This window comes from Chengkuizengella axinellae (assembly GCF_030730905.1).
GTDB classification, from domain to species: Bacteria; Bacillota; Bacilli; order Paenibacillales; family KCTC-33759; genus Chengkuizengella; species Chengkuizengella axinellae.
In genome coordinates, this window is record NZ_JAVAMP010000010.1 from 103,334 (window position 1) to 118,249 (window position 14,916).

A 14,916-nucleotide genomic window follows, 5' to 3' on the forward strand; every position below is an offset into this window, starting at 1 on the left:
GGGGTAGTTGTATGTCAACAATAAGATTCAGTGGTTTGGCTTCGGGGCTTGATACCGAATCAATTGTTAAAGAACTAATGAATGTAGAGCGTTTATCAGTAACTCAAAAGGAACAAGATTATCAAAAGGTAGATTGGAAAAGACAAGAATACTTAGATTTAAACTCTAAAATATTAGAATATAGAAATAATAAACTATATTCATTTACTTTAGAAGGTCCCTTATCATTTAAATCGATACAATTAAAAGGTGACACAAATGGGGTTAGTGCCACAGCAAATAGTAGTGCGGTTAGTGGTTCATCCTTGCAAATTGGAGTATTATCTTTAGCAACTCCAGCAAGTAACTATAGTAATGGTAAGATTGGTTCTGAGAACTTTGATTCAAGTGCTTCTTTACTAAATCAACAATTGTTAGGGAATTTAGATTCGGAGTCTGATTCACTAGAGCCTGAAACCTATAAATTCAGGATTAACGATTCGGAAGTAATTGAAGTTAATACAGATGTGGATTCATTAGATGATGTTATTAATGAAATTAATGAAAATACAGATGTTACTGCATTTTATGATGAAAATACTGGTCAAGTTTCTTTTATATCTAAACAAACGGGATTGACGAATGGTGATGGTAAATCAGCAAATATCCAATTTGAAGATGTTGACTCAGAAGAAAATTTAAAGTTTTTAGAGGATATATTAAATGTAACAACAGATGGTCCAAACAAGGAAGATGCTCAAAATGCACAGGTAACAATAAATGGTATGACTACGGAAAGAGAAAGTAATAACTTTGAAGTGAACGGAATTAATATTACTCTACAAGAAACTGGGACTACGACTACGATTGAAGTCAAAACGGATACGGATCAGATGGTGGAAAAGATTCAACAGTTTGTAGATGATTATAATGAAATATTAAATTTACTTCAAGAAAAAGTAGGTGAAGATAAATATAGAGATTATGATCCACTTACAGATGAAGAAAAGGAATCATTAACGGATGACGAAATTGAACTATGGGAAGAAAAAGCAAAAAGCGGCTTACTGAAAAATGATGATTACCTTTCTCAAGCTATTAGTGAAATGAGAACAGCTATTAGTTCGGTTGTAGATACTGGAAATTCTACTTTTTCTACTCTAAGTTCGATTGGAATTACAACAGGTTCTTATGAAGAGTTAGGGAAATTGTATTTAGATGAAGATAAGCTTAGAGAAGCAATTGAAGGAAATGAAAGTTTAGGAATAGAAGGGGATCCAGATGCAGTGATTAGTTTATTCGCTTTAAATGGATCAGAAGATAATTTAGAAGGTGCAGGTATTGCTGAACAGATTTACAATACAATAGGTAATACTTTAAATCAAATTACGGAAGTCGCAGGAAGTGGAACTAGTACAACCTTTGATGAAAGTATTTTAGGCAAAGAACTAAAAAGAATAGATGATGATATTTTAGACTGGGAAGATAGACTTATAGATATTGAAGATCGTTATTATTCTCAATTTACAGCAATGGAACAAGCGATTGAAATGTATAATAGTCAACTTGAATACATATTAAGCGCTTTTGGTGGACAATAAGCATAATAAGTTAGGAGGAGTATATATGTATCGAAACCAACAAAACAAATACCTACAAACATCCATACAAACGGCATCACCAGCAAAACTACTAATCATGTTATATGATGGGGCAATCAAATTCAGCAAATTGGCAATCGTAGCAATTGAAGATAAAAACGTTGAAGCTGCCAATACAAATATCGTGAAAGTACAAAACATCATTAACGAATTCATGGTTACATTAGATCAAAAAGCAGATATCGCAGAAGATTTAATGAAATTATATGAGTACATGATGCACCGTACAACAGAAGCGAATGTAAAAAAAGATGTACAAGCAATGGAGGAAGTTATAGGATTTCTTCAAGAATTAAAAGAAACATGGGTAGAAGCAAGTAAGTCACTGAACACGAATTCAACAGAGGTTCAATATGGATAGTTTGATTCCGCAGCTAGAGAGTCTAACAAAACAAACTTATGATCAACTTAAATCAATTACATATAAAGAGCTAGAACAGTTTGTAAACAAACGTGAATCAATAATCAATCAAATGAAAAATTCTGGCATTACTGATGAACAGAAACAATTATTTCAACAAACAATAGTTAACATTACGCGATATGATAAAGAAATCCTAATGAAAATGAAACAACTAAAAGATGAAGCTTCACAAGAATTGAACAAAATACAATCTGGGCGAAAACAAAAGTCAGCATACCAAAATGCATATACTGCGGATAGTGTATTTTTTGATAAGAAAAAATAATGACTTTCGTTTATTTGAATTTTGTAATAGAATAATAAAATAGATTGAAAATAGGGAGCTCTAATATGGATGAAGAAAGCAAGCAGTTAATAAAAGCACTGGTTGAAGGCCACAGGGAAATAAAGGCTCAATTGGACAGTATAGAGTTAAAACTTGCTCATGAATCAGGTTCAATTCGACAAGAGATGAGAGAAGGGTTTGAACGTCTCGAAAGAAGTGTTGATTATCTGGCAGGAAGATCTGGGAAACATGAAATGGAAATAGAACTATTAAAAGCTCGCCAGTTTCAAGATTAACAATATATACGACTATATTAGCAAAAGCTCTTAAAGGGCTTTTTTGTTTACGATACTTTAACAAATACCCTATTGTTTAATAAATGAATATTATTATTTCCGAGTTATTTATTCATATCAATTTCCTTCAAAATCTGCCTCTCTCCACTTGTTTTAACCTTCTAATAGACTCTCTTGTATATACCCGCTAAATTTATAAATTTAAATACCCAATACCCTAGTTCTTAACTCATGTTTGTTATCTTTTTCGCATAAAGGAATATTTTTATCTTAATTGTGAATAAATTAGCCCTTTTAACATTAAATTTCAATAAATTAATCCACATTATCCACAAAATATATATAAAACCCTGTGGATAATGTGGATAACATTGTGAATAACCAATGAAAATAAGCTTTCATTGGAATGTTAGATTGTTTATATTGAAATTTTCTAAAAACTTTAACATTTTGAGCTCTAGGGATTTTGAACAGGCTATGTGAATATGATAAAATATAGTTATGAAGGAGGAGATACATTATGAAATATAATATCCGTGGAGTAAATATCGAAGTGACCAGCGCATTAAGAGACTATGTTGAGAAAAAGATAGGTAAATTGGAAAGATATTTTGATGCTCCCCCTACATCAGATGTACATGTAACATTAAGTGTTTTAAAGGATTTGCAGAACGTTGAGGTAACCATTCCATTAACTGGTGTGATTTTACGTGCAGAGGAAAAAAGCGAGGACATGTATGCTTCTATCGATTTAGTATTAGATAAATTGGAGAGACAAATTCGAAAGCATAAAACCAAAGTGAATCGTAAATTCCGTCAAGAAGGCAGTTTAAGAACACTATTTAAAGAGAATGGAAACTTATTCTCTCAAACAAATATAGAGGAAGAGGATGACCTCGAAGTTGTAAGAAACAAAAAGTTCACCTTAAAACCGATGGACTTAGAAGAAGCGATTTTACAAATGAATATGGTTGGACATAGCTTTTTCGTATTCTCAAATATGGATACAGAAGAAGTTAACGTCGTATATAAAAGAGATGATGGCAAGTATGGTTTAATTGAACCAGCAAGATAATATCAAAAAACTAAATAATAAATGCATGAAAACAAAAACTTGATCCTTTTGGGGGGTCAAGTTTTTTGGTTTAATAGAGGTATTATGCTGTTCCGACTTTTGCGGTTTTTGCAAGTGGAGGACAACAGCAATCTTTTAATGTTATTTATGTGTTTTTCTCTTTTTTTATTTGTTCTTTTTTATTCATCTAGCTTTTGACACAAGATGTGTCAGAATTCTAGATGGATTTTTTCCTTCTTCACATATACGTGATGGTTAGTTTTGTGAATGACTTTTGCGGGGTATGCAAGTGGAAGAACAAAACTAACCATCACGTATATTAATCTTAATCTTATTTTAATCTTTCGTTAAGGAAGCATTCATTTTCATTTCGTACAATGAATTTGTGAACAACAACCATTCCCATTTTAAAAAAGGAAAATGAAAAGGCAAAGAAAAACTAAATCAACCACCTTTTATTAAGAAGCTCGCCCTCCCATGGCGGGTTTTTCTTTTTATATATCAAAATTCGCTGATTGTATTGCTTTTCATGTCCATTTTCTTGAATGCAATACTACAAACTGATACAATTTATATATTATGTAATTTTAGGGAAAGGGGTTCTTCAACCATGATAGGACTCGTCAAAAAAATATTAGGGGATCCAAATGAGCGCGAACTGAAGCGCATCATGAAAAAGGTCAACCAAATCAATGACTTAGAGCCAAAATTTGAAAGCTTATCAGATACCGAATTAGCAGGTAAAACTATAGAATATAAAGAAAGACTAACTAAAGGTGAAACATTAGATGATTTACTTCCTGAAGCCTTTGCTACTGTAAGAGAGGCATCTAAACGGAAATTAGGAAAACGTCATTTTGATGTGCAGCTTATTGGTGGTATCGTCCTTCATGAAGGTGAAATTGCCGAGATGAAAACTGGGGAAGGTAAAACATTAGTTGGAACACTACCTGCTTACCTAAATGCGTTGTCTGGAAATGGTGTACACGTTATTACCGTAAATGATTACTTAGCCACAACGCAAAGTGAGGAAATGGCGCAAATTCATGAGTTTTTAGGATTAACAGTCGGTGTTAACCTAAATGGACTTTCACATGATGAGAAGAGAGCAGCTTATGCGTGTGATATTACCTATGGAACCAACAATGAATTTGGTTTTGATTACTTACGAGATAATATGGTGTTATACCGCCACCAAATGGTGCAGCGACCATTATTCTATGCCATTATAGATGAGGTTGACTCCATACTAGTAGATGAAGCCCGTACTCCGTTAATCATTTCAGGACAAGCTGCAAAATCTACAGAATTGTATATTACAGCCAATCGTTTAGTAAGTACGTTTAAAATAGAAGAAGATTTTACAGTAGACATTAAAGTTCGTTCCGTTACTTTAACAGAAAACGGAGTAGCCAAGGTTGAAAAAGCTTACGGCATCGAAAATCTATTTGATCATCAGCACGTAACTTTAAACCACCATATTACCCAAGCCTTAAAAGCGCATGCCATTATGAAACGAGATACAGATTATGTTGTGCAAGAAGGCGAAGTGGTTATCGTTGATGAATTTACAGGTCGTTTAATGTCTGGAAGAAGATATAGTGAAGGTTTGCATCAAGCCATTGAAGCTAAGGAACATATGGAAATTCAAAAAGAAAGCATGACTTTAGCGACGATTACTTTGCAAAACTTCTTTAGAATGTATCAGAAGTTATCTGGTATGACTGGTACGGCTAAAACAGAAGAAGAGGAATTCGGTAAAATCTATGGATTAAATGTAGTCGTGATTCCTACAAACAGACCGATGGTTCGTAAAGACATGCCAGATGTGATTTATAAATCAGAAGCAAGCAAGTACAAAATGTCAGTTGAAGAAATTATAAAACGTCATCAAACAGGTCAACCTGTACTTGTTGGTACGGTATCTATTGAAAACTCTGAGCTTATCTCAAACCTTCTTAAGAAAAAAGGAGTCCCTCATCAAGTGTTGAACGCAAAACACCATGAAGAAGAAGCGGAGATTGTTTCCCGTGCAGGGCAAGAGGGCGCTGTTACGATTGCAACAAATATGGCAGGCCGTGGTACGGATATTATGTTGGGCTCTGGGGTTGCAGATAAGGGTGGTTTGCATATTATAGGTACAGAACGTCATGAAAGCAGACGGATCGATAACCAGCTGCGTGGACGTTCTGGTCGACAAGGGGATCCTGGTTCTACACAGTTTTATCTTTCACTTGAAGATGAACTTATGCGTCGGTTTGGTGCAGAAAACATAATGAGCATGATGGATCGTTTAGGATTTGAAGAGGATCAACCGTTAGAAAGTAAAATGATATCTAAAGCTGTTGAATCTGCACAAAAAAGAGTGGAAGGAAATAACTTTGACGTTCGTAAAATCGTTTTACAATTTGATGATGTTATGAACCAGCAGCGTTTGATTATATATAAACAACGTAGGGAAGTATTGGAATCTGAAAACATTCGTGAAGTCACTATAGAAATGATTTATTCCGTAATTGATCGAATTACAGAAGCGCATTGTCCTCCAGACTTAGTACCAGAGGAATGGGATCTTAAAGCGATTATTGATTATGCGAATGGAACCTTTTTACATGAAGGTCAGCTTACAGAAAAAGAACTTAAAGGTAAAGAAAAAGAAGAAATTGTTGAAGTCATGAGAGACCTAGTGAAACGATTGTACGATGCACGTGAAGAGCAGCTAGGTGAAAAAATCATGCGTGAGTTCGAAAAAGTTGTCGTGCTTCGTGCAGTAGATCGAAAATGGATGGATCACATTGATATGATGGATCATATGCGTCAAGGGATTCACCTGCGTGCCTATGGAGGTACAGATCCACTTCGTGAATATCAATTTGAAGGTTTTGAGATGTTCGAGAAAATGATTGGAAGTGTGCAAGAAGAGGTTTCCACCTACATTATGAAGGCGAATGTACAGGCGAATGTACAACGTGAAGCTGTGGCAGAAGGTCAAGCGCAAGATCCAAAAGCAGCTAGAGAAGAAAGGAAAAAACCAAGAACACACCGTCGCACTGAAGCAAAAATTGGACGCAATCAACTTTGTCCATGCGGAAGCGGTAAGAAATATAAACAATGTCATGGTAAAGAACAAGCTTAAAAAAGTATAATAAAAGAGAAAGAGAAATGGATTGTCGTAAGAGTGAATTGAGGCAATCTTTTCTCTGCAGCGACTTAATAGAAAAGGGAGAAATTTAAAGATGATTGAACCTGAAGTAAAACAAGACCTGCGAGAAATCGCAAACCGAATTACACAATTACGGGGGTCTCTTTGACTTAGATCTAAAACAAGAGCAAATTGCAGACTATGACGAGAAAATGTCAGCACCCGATTTTTGGGATGATCAGAATAAAGCGCAAAAAGTGATCTCTGAAGTGAATGCGATTAAATCCGTAGTAGAGCAATTTGAAGGTCTAGCACAAGAATCTGAAGACACCGTTTTAATGATGGAGCTTGCTGAAGAAGAAAACGATGAAAGTTTAGTAAGTGATATTATAGAGAGCATTAAACAGCTCCAACAAAAACTGGAAAGCTATGAATTGCAATTATTATTAAGTGAACCATATGATAAATTTAATGCCTTCTTAGAGCTGCATCCAGGTGCAGGAGGGACAGAGTCTCAGGATTGGGCAGAAATGCTGTTAAGAATGTACCGAAGATGGGCGGAGAAAAAAGGCTTCAAAGTAGATACCATCGATTATTTACCAGGGGATGAAGCAGGGGTGAAAAGTGTCACCCTTTTAATCAAAGGCCATAATGCCTATGGGTATTTAAAAGCAGAAAAAGGAGTTCATCGTTTAGTCCGCATATCTCCATTTGATTCATCAGGCCGCAGGCATACATCATTTGTATCGTGTGATGTAGTCCCCGAAATCGATGATGATGTAGAAATTGAGATTAATACAGAAGATCTTAAGATAGACACTTACCGAGCTAGTGGTGCAGGAGGTCAGCATATTAATACAACGGATTCAGCTGTACGTATTACACACATTCCTTCAGGCATCGTGGTGACTTGTCAAAATGAACGTTCTCAAATTAAAAATAGAGAGCAAGCCATGAAGATGTTAAGATCTAAATTGTATGAAAAGAAAATTGAAGAGCAGCAGCAAGCACTTGCAGAAATCCGTGGGGAACAACAAGAAATTGGTTGGGGCAGTCAAATTAGATCTTATGTATTTCATCCGTATAGTATGGTCAAAGACCACCGTACTAGTGTAGAAACAGGAAATACAGATGCTGTAATGGATGGAGAACTTGATCCATTTATTGACGGGTATTTAAGAAAACAAATTGATCAAAACTAACTGTAACAAACAACACAACTTTTAACTTATAAACAAACCCTGCATATCAATGTAGGGTGTTTTTCATGGTAAGGAGAAATTATATGCAAAATAACATACTAAATAATCGTTCACGCAGAAAAAAACCAATCATTCAATATGGATCACCTATGTCACAGATATTAGAATATCTTCATTTAATTATAGGATCCTTTATCGTAGCATTTAGTTTTAATTTACTGTTAAATCCGAATGAAATTGCATCAGGTGGGGTTGTTGGAATCTCAACTATTCTGTATTCATTGTTTAATTTTGAACCGGCGATTACTCAATGGTTAATTAATATTCCATTATTTTTAGCAGGGATCGTTTTATTAGGTAAGAAATTTGGTATAAAAACAGCTGTAGGTTCTGTTATTATGCCTTTGTTTGTTTTAATGACAAGTGACTTAACCCCTCCTACGAATAATTTATTGTTAGCGACCATTTTTGGAGGCATTGGAATTGGACTTGGATTAGGTATCGTATTTCGTGGACGTGGTTCAACAGGAGGAATAGACTTAGCTGCGCAGATTATACATAAATATACAGGATTAAGCTTGGGATTATCCTTAGCTATTTTAGATGGATTAGTTATTTTAACAGCAGGAATTTTGATTTCTCCAGAAAAGGCGATGTATGCCTTGATTGGCTTGTTTGTGACTAGCAGAACGATTAATGCTGTACAAATTGGTTTTTCATATTCAAAAGTAGCATATATTATTACGAAAGAAACCGAAGAAGTTCAAGAAGCGATTATAAATCAATTAGACCGAGGTTTAACAAAGCTTTCTGGATATGGAGGATATACCGAGGAAGAGAAAATCGTTTTCATGGTTGTAGTTGGTCAAACAGAGGTTACAAAGTTAAAGACATTGGTTAGATCGATTGATCCAAATGCATTCATTATTCTTAGTGATACGAATGAGGTATTGGGGGAAGGATTTAAATTAACCCCATAAAAAAAATTTTTTTTAGAAGAATTGACCATTGAATTTATATAACCTAAAATGTATAATAATACATATCATTGAATAAATAGACGGGGGAATTATTAGATGAGCAAGCAAATCAGAGCAGCTATCATCGGTTCAACAGGATATGGTGGGGTTGAACTGATTCGTTTTTTACTTCATCATCCCAAGGTTGAGATTACTTCGGTGGTTTCTTCCTCAAGTGCTGGAGAATCGATTGCAGTTGGTTTTCCTCATTTAAATCATGTAATGGAACTAGACTTAGATCAAGTTGATATAGATGTTATACAAAATAAAGCAGACGTTGTGTTTACGGCTACACCTTCAGGAGTAAGTTCGGGATTGATTCCTGATTTATTAGCAGCAGGATTGAAAGTGATTGACTTATCAGGTGATTATCGCTTGAAGTCAGGAGAATTATATGAAAAGTGGTATAAACATACACCACCAACAGAAGCCCATTTACAGCAAGCTATTTATGGTTTGTCCGAAGTTTTTAAAGAGGAAATTAGAGAAGCGGAATTGCTTTCTAATCCAGGTTGTTATCCGACGGCTGCTAGTTTAGGTCTAATCCCGGCTTTATCGATGAAACGAATTGATCCAAAATCGATTATCATTGATGCAAAGTCAGGAGCTTCAGGGGCAGGAAGAAAATTAGGATTATCTGTCCATTATGCAGAGTTGAACGAAAACTTAAAACCGTATAAAGTGAATCAGCATCAGCATATACCTGAAATTGAACAAACTTTAAGCGGTATTGTTAACGAGCAAACAACCATTACCTTTACAACTCATTTAGTTCCGATGACTCGAGGTATTCTATGTACCATGTATGCGGATCTTTTAGAACCATGTAATGAACAACAGTTAATTAATGAATATAGAGATTATTATAAAGGTCGCCCTTTTGTACGAATCCGAAATAAAGGCAGCTGGCCATCTACCAAAGAAGTATCTGGATCAAACTACTGTGATATTGGATTTTCTATTGATGAACGCACTGGTAGAGTTACGATTCTTTCAGTTATAGATAATGTCGTGAAGGGTGCGGCAGGTCAAGCAATACAAAATTTGAATTTAATGATGGGATGGGATGAAACAACTGGGTTACAAATGACACCAGTGTACCCATGATGAGGAGAAGAGATCGATGAGTTCTGAACAATCTTTTAAGATCATGCGTGATGGCTCCATTACAACACCTAAAGGTTTCAAAGCGTGTGGTTTACATTGTGGGATCAAAAAATCAATGCGTTATGATATTGGTTCCATTGTATGTGAAGTACCGGCTAATGCAGCCGCTGTATATACATTAAATAAAATTCAGGCAGCTCCAATTGGTGTCACTAAAAATAGCTTGCAAGTAGAAGGTAAGCTTCAGGCAGTTGTTGCAAATAGCGGGAATGCCAATGCATGTACTGGAAAACAAGGCAATCAAGACGCACTAACCATGAGAAGTGAAACAGCTAAGTTGTTGGGACTTCCAGAGCATCATGTTGCAGTAGCTTCTACAGGAGTAATTGGTGAGTGTTTGCCAATGGAGAAAGTAATAGAAGGAATAAAGAAGCTCCCAGAAAGCATAAGTGATGGTGGGGGCAATGATTTTGGTCAATCCATTTTAACGACAGATTTAACAGAAAAAAATATTTGTGTAGAAGTAGAAGTTAACGGAAAAAAAGCTTACATCAGTGGAGCAGCAAAAGGATCAGGTATGATTCATCCGAATATGGCTACAATGCTTGGGTTCATCACAACGGATGTGAATATAGAACATACCCAGTTGCAATCCTTATTAAATGAAGTAACAGATGAGAGCTTCAATATGATTACCGTTGATGGAGATACAAGCACGAATGACATGGTTTTAGTGATGGCAAGTGGATTAGTTGACAATGTAACTTTAGATCCAAGTCATCCAGATTGGTTTGCTTTTAAAGCCGCTTTTCAACATGTGGCAGAGATACTAGCAAAAGAAATTGCTAGAGATGGGGAAGGTGCTACGAAACTTGTAGAAGTTGAAGTTGTCGGAGCAGAAACGGATGAGGATGCTAGAAAAGCAGTAAAAACGATCATTGGTTCAAGTTTAGTGAAATCTGCGATTTTTGGAGCAGATGCCAATTGGGGGAGAATCATTGCAGCCGTTGGAAGAGCAGATATTCCAGTAGATCCGGATACCATAGATATCCGACTTGGGAAAATAGAGATGATGGTACAATCTACACCCATTCCATTTGATGAGCATCAAGCTGAGTTTTACTTGAAAAAAGCGAATGAAATTCACATTCATGTCAACTTGAATATAGGTAATGGATATGCAAAAGGATGGGGTTGCGATCTAACCTATGAGTACGTTCGGATCAATGCAGCCTATAGAACCTAGCGTTCCCTAAAAGTGAGAGAATTTGTCGTAACTTATTAAATAGAGGAGGTGCAACATGAGGTGTATCATAAATCCCAAAAATTTTGTGCTTAAATGTGGAGGCAGTACGTTGACTGGTCTGCCCATAACCTTTTTCCAAGAGTTAAAAAGACTTCAAGACGAAGGTTTTTCACCTGTAATCGTCCATGGTGGGGGTCCAGCTATCTCAAATACTTTGACAAAATTAAATATAGAAACAGAATTTATTGATGGATTACGAGTAACAACGAATGAAGTTTTAGATGTTGTTGAAATGGTTCTCTCAGGAAAAATGAACAAAGAGATCGTACGCAAAATTCAAATGAGTGGAGCGATAACCCTAGGCCTTTCTGGTGTTGATGGTGACTTGCTTGAAGCAGAACCTGTTCATAATGTAAATCAAATAGGATATGTAGGAGATATCAAAAAAGTGAATTCGGAACTTATCCTCAACTTGATTGATGCGGGTTATATACCAGTCATTGCTCCTGTAGGAATAGATAAGAATGGTCAAAGGTACAATGTGAATGCAGATACAGCCGCAGGTGCCGTAGCTTCACATTTAGGGGTAAGGCAAATGATTGTAGTAACGGATGTACCAGGCATAATGAAGGAAGAGAATGGGGAAAAAGAAGTGCTTCCGAACATTACAGCGCAAGAAATTGAGGAGATGATTCATTCAGGTGAAATTTTTGGAGGTATGATCCCGAAAGTTAGAGCTGCAATGAAATGTATCCAAGGTGACGTGCAAGAAGTTCTTATTGTTAATGGTGCAGAGCCGAACGTACTAACGAAAGTTCTTAAAGGTGAGAATATCGGGACTAGGATTACGAAATAATTTTACAGCTCTTATATATTGTTTTATTTTTTTGTAAGACTTATAAATATCACTAGCATGTAATTGGTTTGGGAAATACTCCTCGTTAATAAGTGATTTGTTCTTAGAGAGACTTTTGCGGTTTGTGCAAGTGGAACAAAAAAGAGCAAATTACTTTTAACTGAAATACTTTTAATGTGTTGTTTGTTTATTAATTTACTCCACCTACAAGTCATTTACTTTTGGGACTGACTTGACTTGCACAGGAAGTGCTGATGTCTACGTTGCCACATGGACGTGGCTGTCTTTAGTAGAGGTACATTAACGTAGGCAAATGAAAGGAGTAAAAGTAAATGACTTATAGCTGAATTACTTGCAGTATCTTAAAGTTTTTATATTTTAACTAATTATAAAGAGGTGAAAACGAATGAGTGAAAAAAGCTGTCTATTTCCAACCTACGCAAGGTTTCCGATCACATTTGTTAAGGGGGAAGGAAGTCGATTATGGGATGACCGAGGCAACGAATACCTGGACATGATGAGCGGTCTTGCAGTGACAAACTTAGGGCATGCACCTGAGTCTGTGAAACAAAAAGTGAAAGAGCAGCTGGATCAGCTGTGGCATGTATCCAATCTTTTTACCATTCCTAATCAAGAAAAACTAGCCTCTTTACTGACGGACATTAGCTGTGCTGACGCTGTGTTTTTCTGTAATAGCGGAGCAGAGGCCAACGAAGCAGCGATTAAACTTGCTAGAAGATATAAACAAAAGATTTTAGATCAAGATAAATACGAGATCATTACATTTAAACAATCTTTCCATGGTAGAACTTTAGCTACATTGACAGCAACAGGACAGGAGAAAGTACAAGATGGATTCTTACCTTTACCAGAAGGATTTGTTTATGCGGAATACAACAATAGTGCTGATGTGGAGAAGCTGATTAATGAAAAAACTTGTGCCGTGATGTTGGAAATGGTGCAAGGTGAAGGCGGGGTAATGCCAGCAGATCCAACCTTCGTAAAGGAAGTTTCTGAATTATGTAAAAAACATGATTTATTATTGATCGTTGATGAAATCCAGACAGGAATGGGACGTACAGGAAAATGGTTCGCTTATGAACATTACGGAATTGAACCAGACATTATCAGTGTAGCGAAAGGTTTAGGGAGCGGACTCCCAATTGGAGCTATGTTAGGTAAGGAAAAATTAGCAGAGGCGTTCACGCCAGGAAATCATGCTACTACTTTTGGTGGTAATCCCGTAATAACAGCGGCATCTATTGCAACGATTGAAGAGATGACAAACTTAAAATTACCTCAAAGAGCTTTGGAACTGGGAGACTGGATGATTACTCAATTTTCAGAACGATTGAAAAATAATTCGATTGTAAAAGAAGTCCGAGGCAAAGGGTTAATGATTGGGATTGAATGTACACATCCGGTGGCTGATTTGATAAAGGCAGTACATCAAGAAGGCGTGTTGGTGGTTGGAGCAGGTCCGAATGTTATTCGATTACTACCCAACTTACTCGTCCAGAAAGAAGATTTGCAAAAAGCCGTTGATGTCATTTGTACGATACTAGAAGAACATAAATCAGCATGGAAGGAGACGGTACAATGAGTGTTTTGGAGAAGGATTTAATCGTAAATTTAAAGGGAAGAGACTTTTTAGCCCTGATAGATTATTCAACAGAGGAAATTCATTATTTAATTGATTTTGCCATAAAATTAAAGAAGCTGCAAAAGGCGGGAGAGTTTTTTCAACCGCTAAAAGGAAAAACGTTGGGTATGATTTTTGAAAAATCATCGACACGAACTAGAGTTTCTTTTGAAGTTGGAATGTACCAACTAGGAGGTTCGGCTTTATTTTTAAGTAAAAATGATTTGCAAATTGGACGTGGTGAGAGTATTTGGGATACAGGACGTGTGATGTCAGGATATTTGGACGGAATTATGATTCGCACGTATGAACATCGTAAATTAATAGACTTAGCTAGAGGTTCAACAGTACCTGTAATTAATGGTTTAACTGATTTATCTCATCCGTGTCAGGTTCTAGCTGATTTACAATCGATTGTTGAGCAAAAAGGGAAATTAAATGGACTGAAAATGGCTTATATTGGAGACGGAAATAACATGGTGCACTCATTGATGATGGGAGCTGCTAAAGTAGGAATGAATCTATCTATAGCTACCCCTCCTGGTTATGAACCAAACAAGGAAGTAATTAAATTATCTCAAGAAAATGCGCTGGTTACGGGTGCAAATATTGAAATTCACAACGATCCAAAACAAGCTGCTTCAGATGCAGATGTTGTATATACAGATGTGTGGGCAAGTATGGGCTTTGAAGAAGAGCAGGGTGAAAGAATCCAAGCCTTTAAGGACTTCCAAGTTAATGAGGATCTAATGAAATATGCAAAATCTGATTATTTGTTTATGCACTGTCTTCCAGCACATCGTGGGGAAGAAGTAACAGGCGACATTATGGATGGAAAACATTCCATCGTATTTGATCAAGCTGAAAATCGTTTGCACGCACAAAAGGCGATTATGGCTTCGATTCTGTAAGATGAATGAAGTGATTTTCCTAAGAGTGACTTCATAAAAAATATACTTTAACGTTTCGTTTTTCACATTGATGTAGAAGTTGCTAGATATA

At 36.1% G+C, this 14,916-nt stretch carries 13 protein-coding genes; all 13 read left to right on the forward strand.

Translation table 11 applies throughout. From position 1 onward, the window contains the following. Positions 1 to 11 precede the first annotated feature (11 nt). The 13 genes from fliD to argF all read left to right on the forward strand — a co-directional run bounded on the left by fliD (position 12) and on the right by argF (position 14,825). Positions 12 to 1,580: a flagellar filament capping protein FliD gene (gene fliD / locus Q5Y73_RS17460; RefSeq protein ID WP_305993195.1), complete on the forward strand. Its 1,569-nt coding sequence runs from the start codon at positions 12 to 14 to the stop codon at positions 1,578 to 1,580. A gap of 25 nt (positions 1,581 to 1,605) precedes the next feature. After that, on the forward strand, positions 1,606 to 2,001 hold the full coding sequence (fliS, locus tag Q5Y73_RS17465) for a flagellar export chaperone FliS (RefSeq protein WP_305993196.1): 396 nt from the start codon (positions 1,606 to 1,608) through the stop codon (positions 1,999 to 2,001). After that, positions 1,994 to 2,329 (forward strand): flagellar protein FliT, encoded by a 336-nt coding sequence (locus tag Q5Y73_RS17470; RefSeq protein WP_305993197.1) that lies wholly within the window; start codon positions 1,994 to 1,996, stop codon positions 2,327 to 2,329. Before fliS ends, Q5Y73_RS17470 begins: the two co-directional genes overlap by 8 nt. A gap of 65 nt (positions 2,330 to 2,394) precedes the next feature. Next, complete coding sequence (locus Q5Y73_RS17475) at positions 2,395 to 2,625, forward strand: hypothetical protein (protein WP_305993198.1); 231 nt, start codon at positions 2,395 to 2,397, stop codon at positions 2,623 to 2,625. Between the two features lie 520 nt (positions 2,626 to 3,145). After that, complete coding sequence (gene hpf, locus Q5Y73_RS17480; protein WP_305993199.1) at positions 3,146 to 3,700, forward strand: ribosome hibernation-promoting factor, HPF/YfiA family; 555 nt, start codon at positions 3,146 to 3,148, stop codon at positions 3,698 to 3,700. A 610-nt stretch (positions 3,701 to 4,310) separates the two neighbouring features. Continuing rightward, positions 4,311 to 6,836 carry a preprotein translocase subunit SecA gene (gene secA / locus Q5Y73_RS17485; protein ID WP_305993200.1) on the forward strand — a complete coding sequence of 842 codons (2,526 nt, stop codon included), beginning with the start codon at positions 4,311 to 4,313 and terminating at the stop codon, positions 6,834 to 6,836. A gap of 100 nt (positions 6,837 to 6,936) precedes the next feature. After that, a protein-coding gene (prfB, locus tag Q5Y73_RS17490) for a peptide chain release factor 2 (protein ID WP_305993201.1) occupies positions 6,937 to 8,044 on the forward strand; the annotation gives its coding sequence in 2 pieces (ribosomal slippage) (positions 6,937 to 7,008 and positions 7,010 to 8,044; 1,107 coding nt in all). Positions 8,045 to 8,127: 83 nt separating this feature from the next. Further along, complete coding sequence (locus tag Q5Y73_RS17495; protein WP_305993202.1) at positions 8,128 to 9,024, forward strand: YitT family protein; 897 nt, start codon at positions 8,128 to 8,130, stop codon at positions 9,022 to 9,024. A gap of 96 nt (positions 9,025 to 9,120) precedes the next feature. Further along, positions 9,121 to 10,170, forward strand: coding sequence for an N-acetyl-gamma-glutamyl-phosphate reductase (gene argC / locus Q5Y73_RS17500; protein WP_305993203.1), 1,050 nt, complete (start codon positions 9,121 to 9,123; stop codon positions 10,168 to 10,170). A 16-nt stretch (positions 10,171 to 10,186) separates the two neighbouring features. After that, positions 10,187 to 11,416 (forward strand): bifunctional glutamate N-acetyltransferase/amino-acid acetyltransferase ArgJ, encoded by a 1,230-nt coding sequence (gene argJ, locus Q5Y73_RS17505; RefSeq protein WP_305993204.1) that lies wholly within the window; start codon positions 10,187 to 10,189, stop codon positions 11,414 to 11,416. A 55-nt stretch (positions 11,417 to 11,471) separates the two neighbouring features. After that, positions 11,472 to 12,272: an acetylglutamate kinase gene (gene argB / locus Q5Y73_RS17510; RefSeq protein ID WP_305993205.1), complete on the forward strand. Its 801-nt coding sequence runs from the start codon at positions 11,472 to 11,474 to the stop codon at positions 12,270 to 12,272. Between the two features lie 406 nt (positions 12,273 to 12,678). After that, complete coding sequence (gene argD / locus Q5Y73_RS17515; RefSeq protein ID WP_305993206.1) at positions 12,679 to 13,875, forward strand: acetylornithine transaminase; 1,197 nt, start codon at positions 12,679 to 12,681, stop codon at positions 13,873 to 13,875. Next, positions 13,872 to 14,825: an ornithine carbamoyltransferase gene (gene argF / locus Q5Y73_RS17520; protein WP_305993207.1), complete on the forward strand. Its 954-nt coding sequence runs from the start codon at positions 13,872 to 13,874 to the stop codon at positions 14,823 to 14,825. Before argD ends, argF begins: the two co-directional genes overlap by 4 nt. Positions 14,826 to 14,916: the final 91 nt, after the last annotated feature.

Excerpts from the sequence above, each read along its gene's own strand:
- fliD (WP_305993195.1), top strand. The coding sequence starts at position 12 with ATGTCAACAATAAGATTCAGTGGTTTGGCTTCGGGGCTTGATACCGAA.
- fliS (WP_305993196.1), top strand. The coding sequence starts at position 1,606 with ATGTATCGAAACCAACAAAACAAATACCTACAAACATCCATACAAACG.
- Q5Y73_RS17470 (WP_305993197.1), top strand. The coding sequence starts at position 1,994 with ATGGATAGTTTGATTCCGCAGCTAGAGAGTCTAACAAAACAAACTTAT.
- Q5Y73_RS17475 (WP_305993198.1), top strand. The coding sequence starts at position 2,395 with ATGGATGAAGAAAGCAAGCAGTTAATAAAAGCACTGGTTGAAGGCCAC.
- hpf (WP_305993199.1), top strand. The coding sequence starts at position 3,146 with ATGAAATATAATATCCGTGGAGTAAATATCGAAGTGACCAGCGCATTA.
- secA (WP_305993200.1), top strand. The coding sequence starts at position 4,311 with ATGATAGGACTCGTCAAAAAAATATTAGGGGATCCAAATGAGCGCGAA.
- Q5Y73_RS17495 (WP_305993202.1), top strand. The coding sequence starts at position 8,128 with ATGCAAAATAACATACTAAATAATCGTTCACGCAGAAAAAAACCAATC.
- argC (WP_305993203.1), top strand. The coding sequence starts at position 9,121 with ATGAGCAAGCAAATCAGAGCAGCTATCATCGGTTCAACAGGATATGGT.
- argJ (WP_305993204.1), top strand. The coding sequence starts at position 10,187 with ATGAGTTCTGAACAATCTTTTAAGATCATGCGTGATGGCTCCATTACA.
- argB (WP_305993205.1), top strand. The coding sequence starts at position 11,472 with ATGAGGTGTATCATAAATCCCAAAAATTTTGTGCTTAAATGTGGAGGC.
- argD (WP_305993206.1), top strand. The coding sequence starts at position 12,679 with ATGAGTGAAAAAAGCTGTCTATTTCCAACCTACGCAAGGTTTCCGATC.
- argF (WP_305993207.1), top strand. The coding sequence starts at position 13,872 with ATGAGTGTTTTGGAGAAGGATTTAATCGTAAATTTAAAGGGAAGAGAC.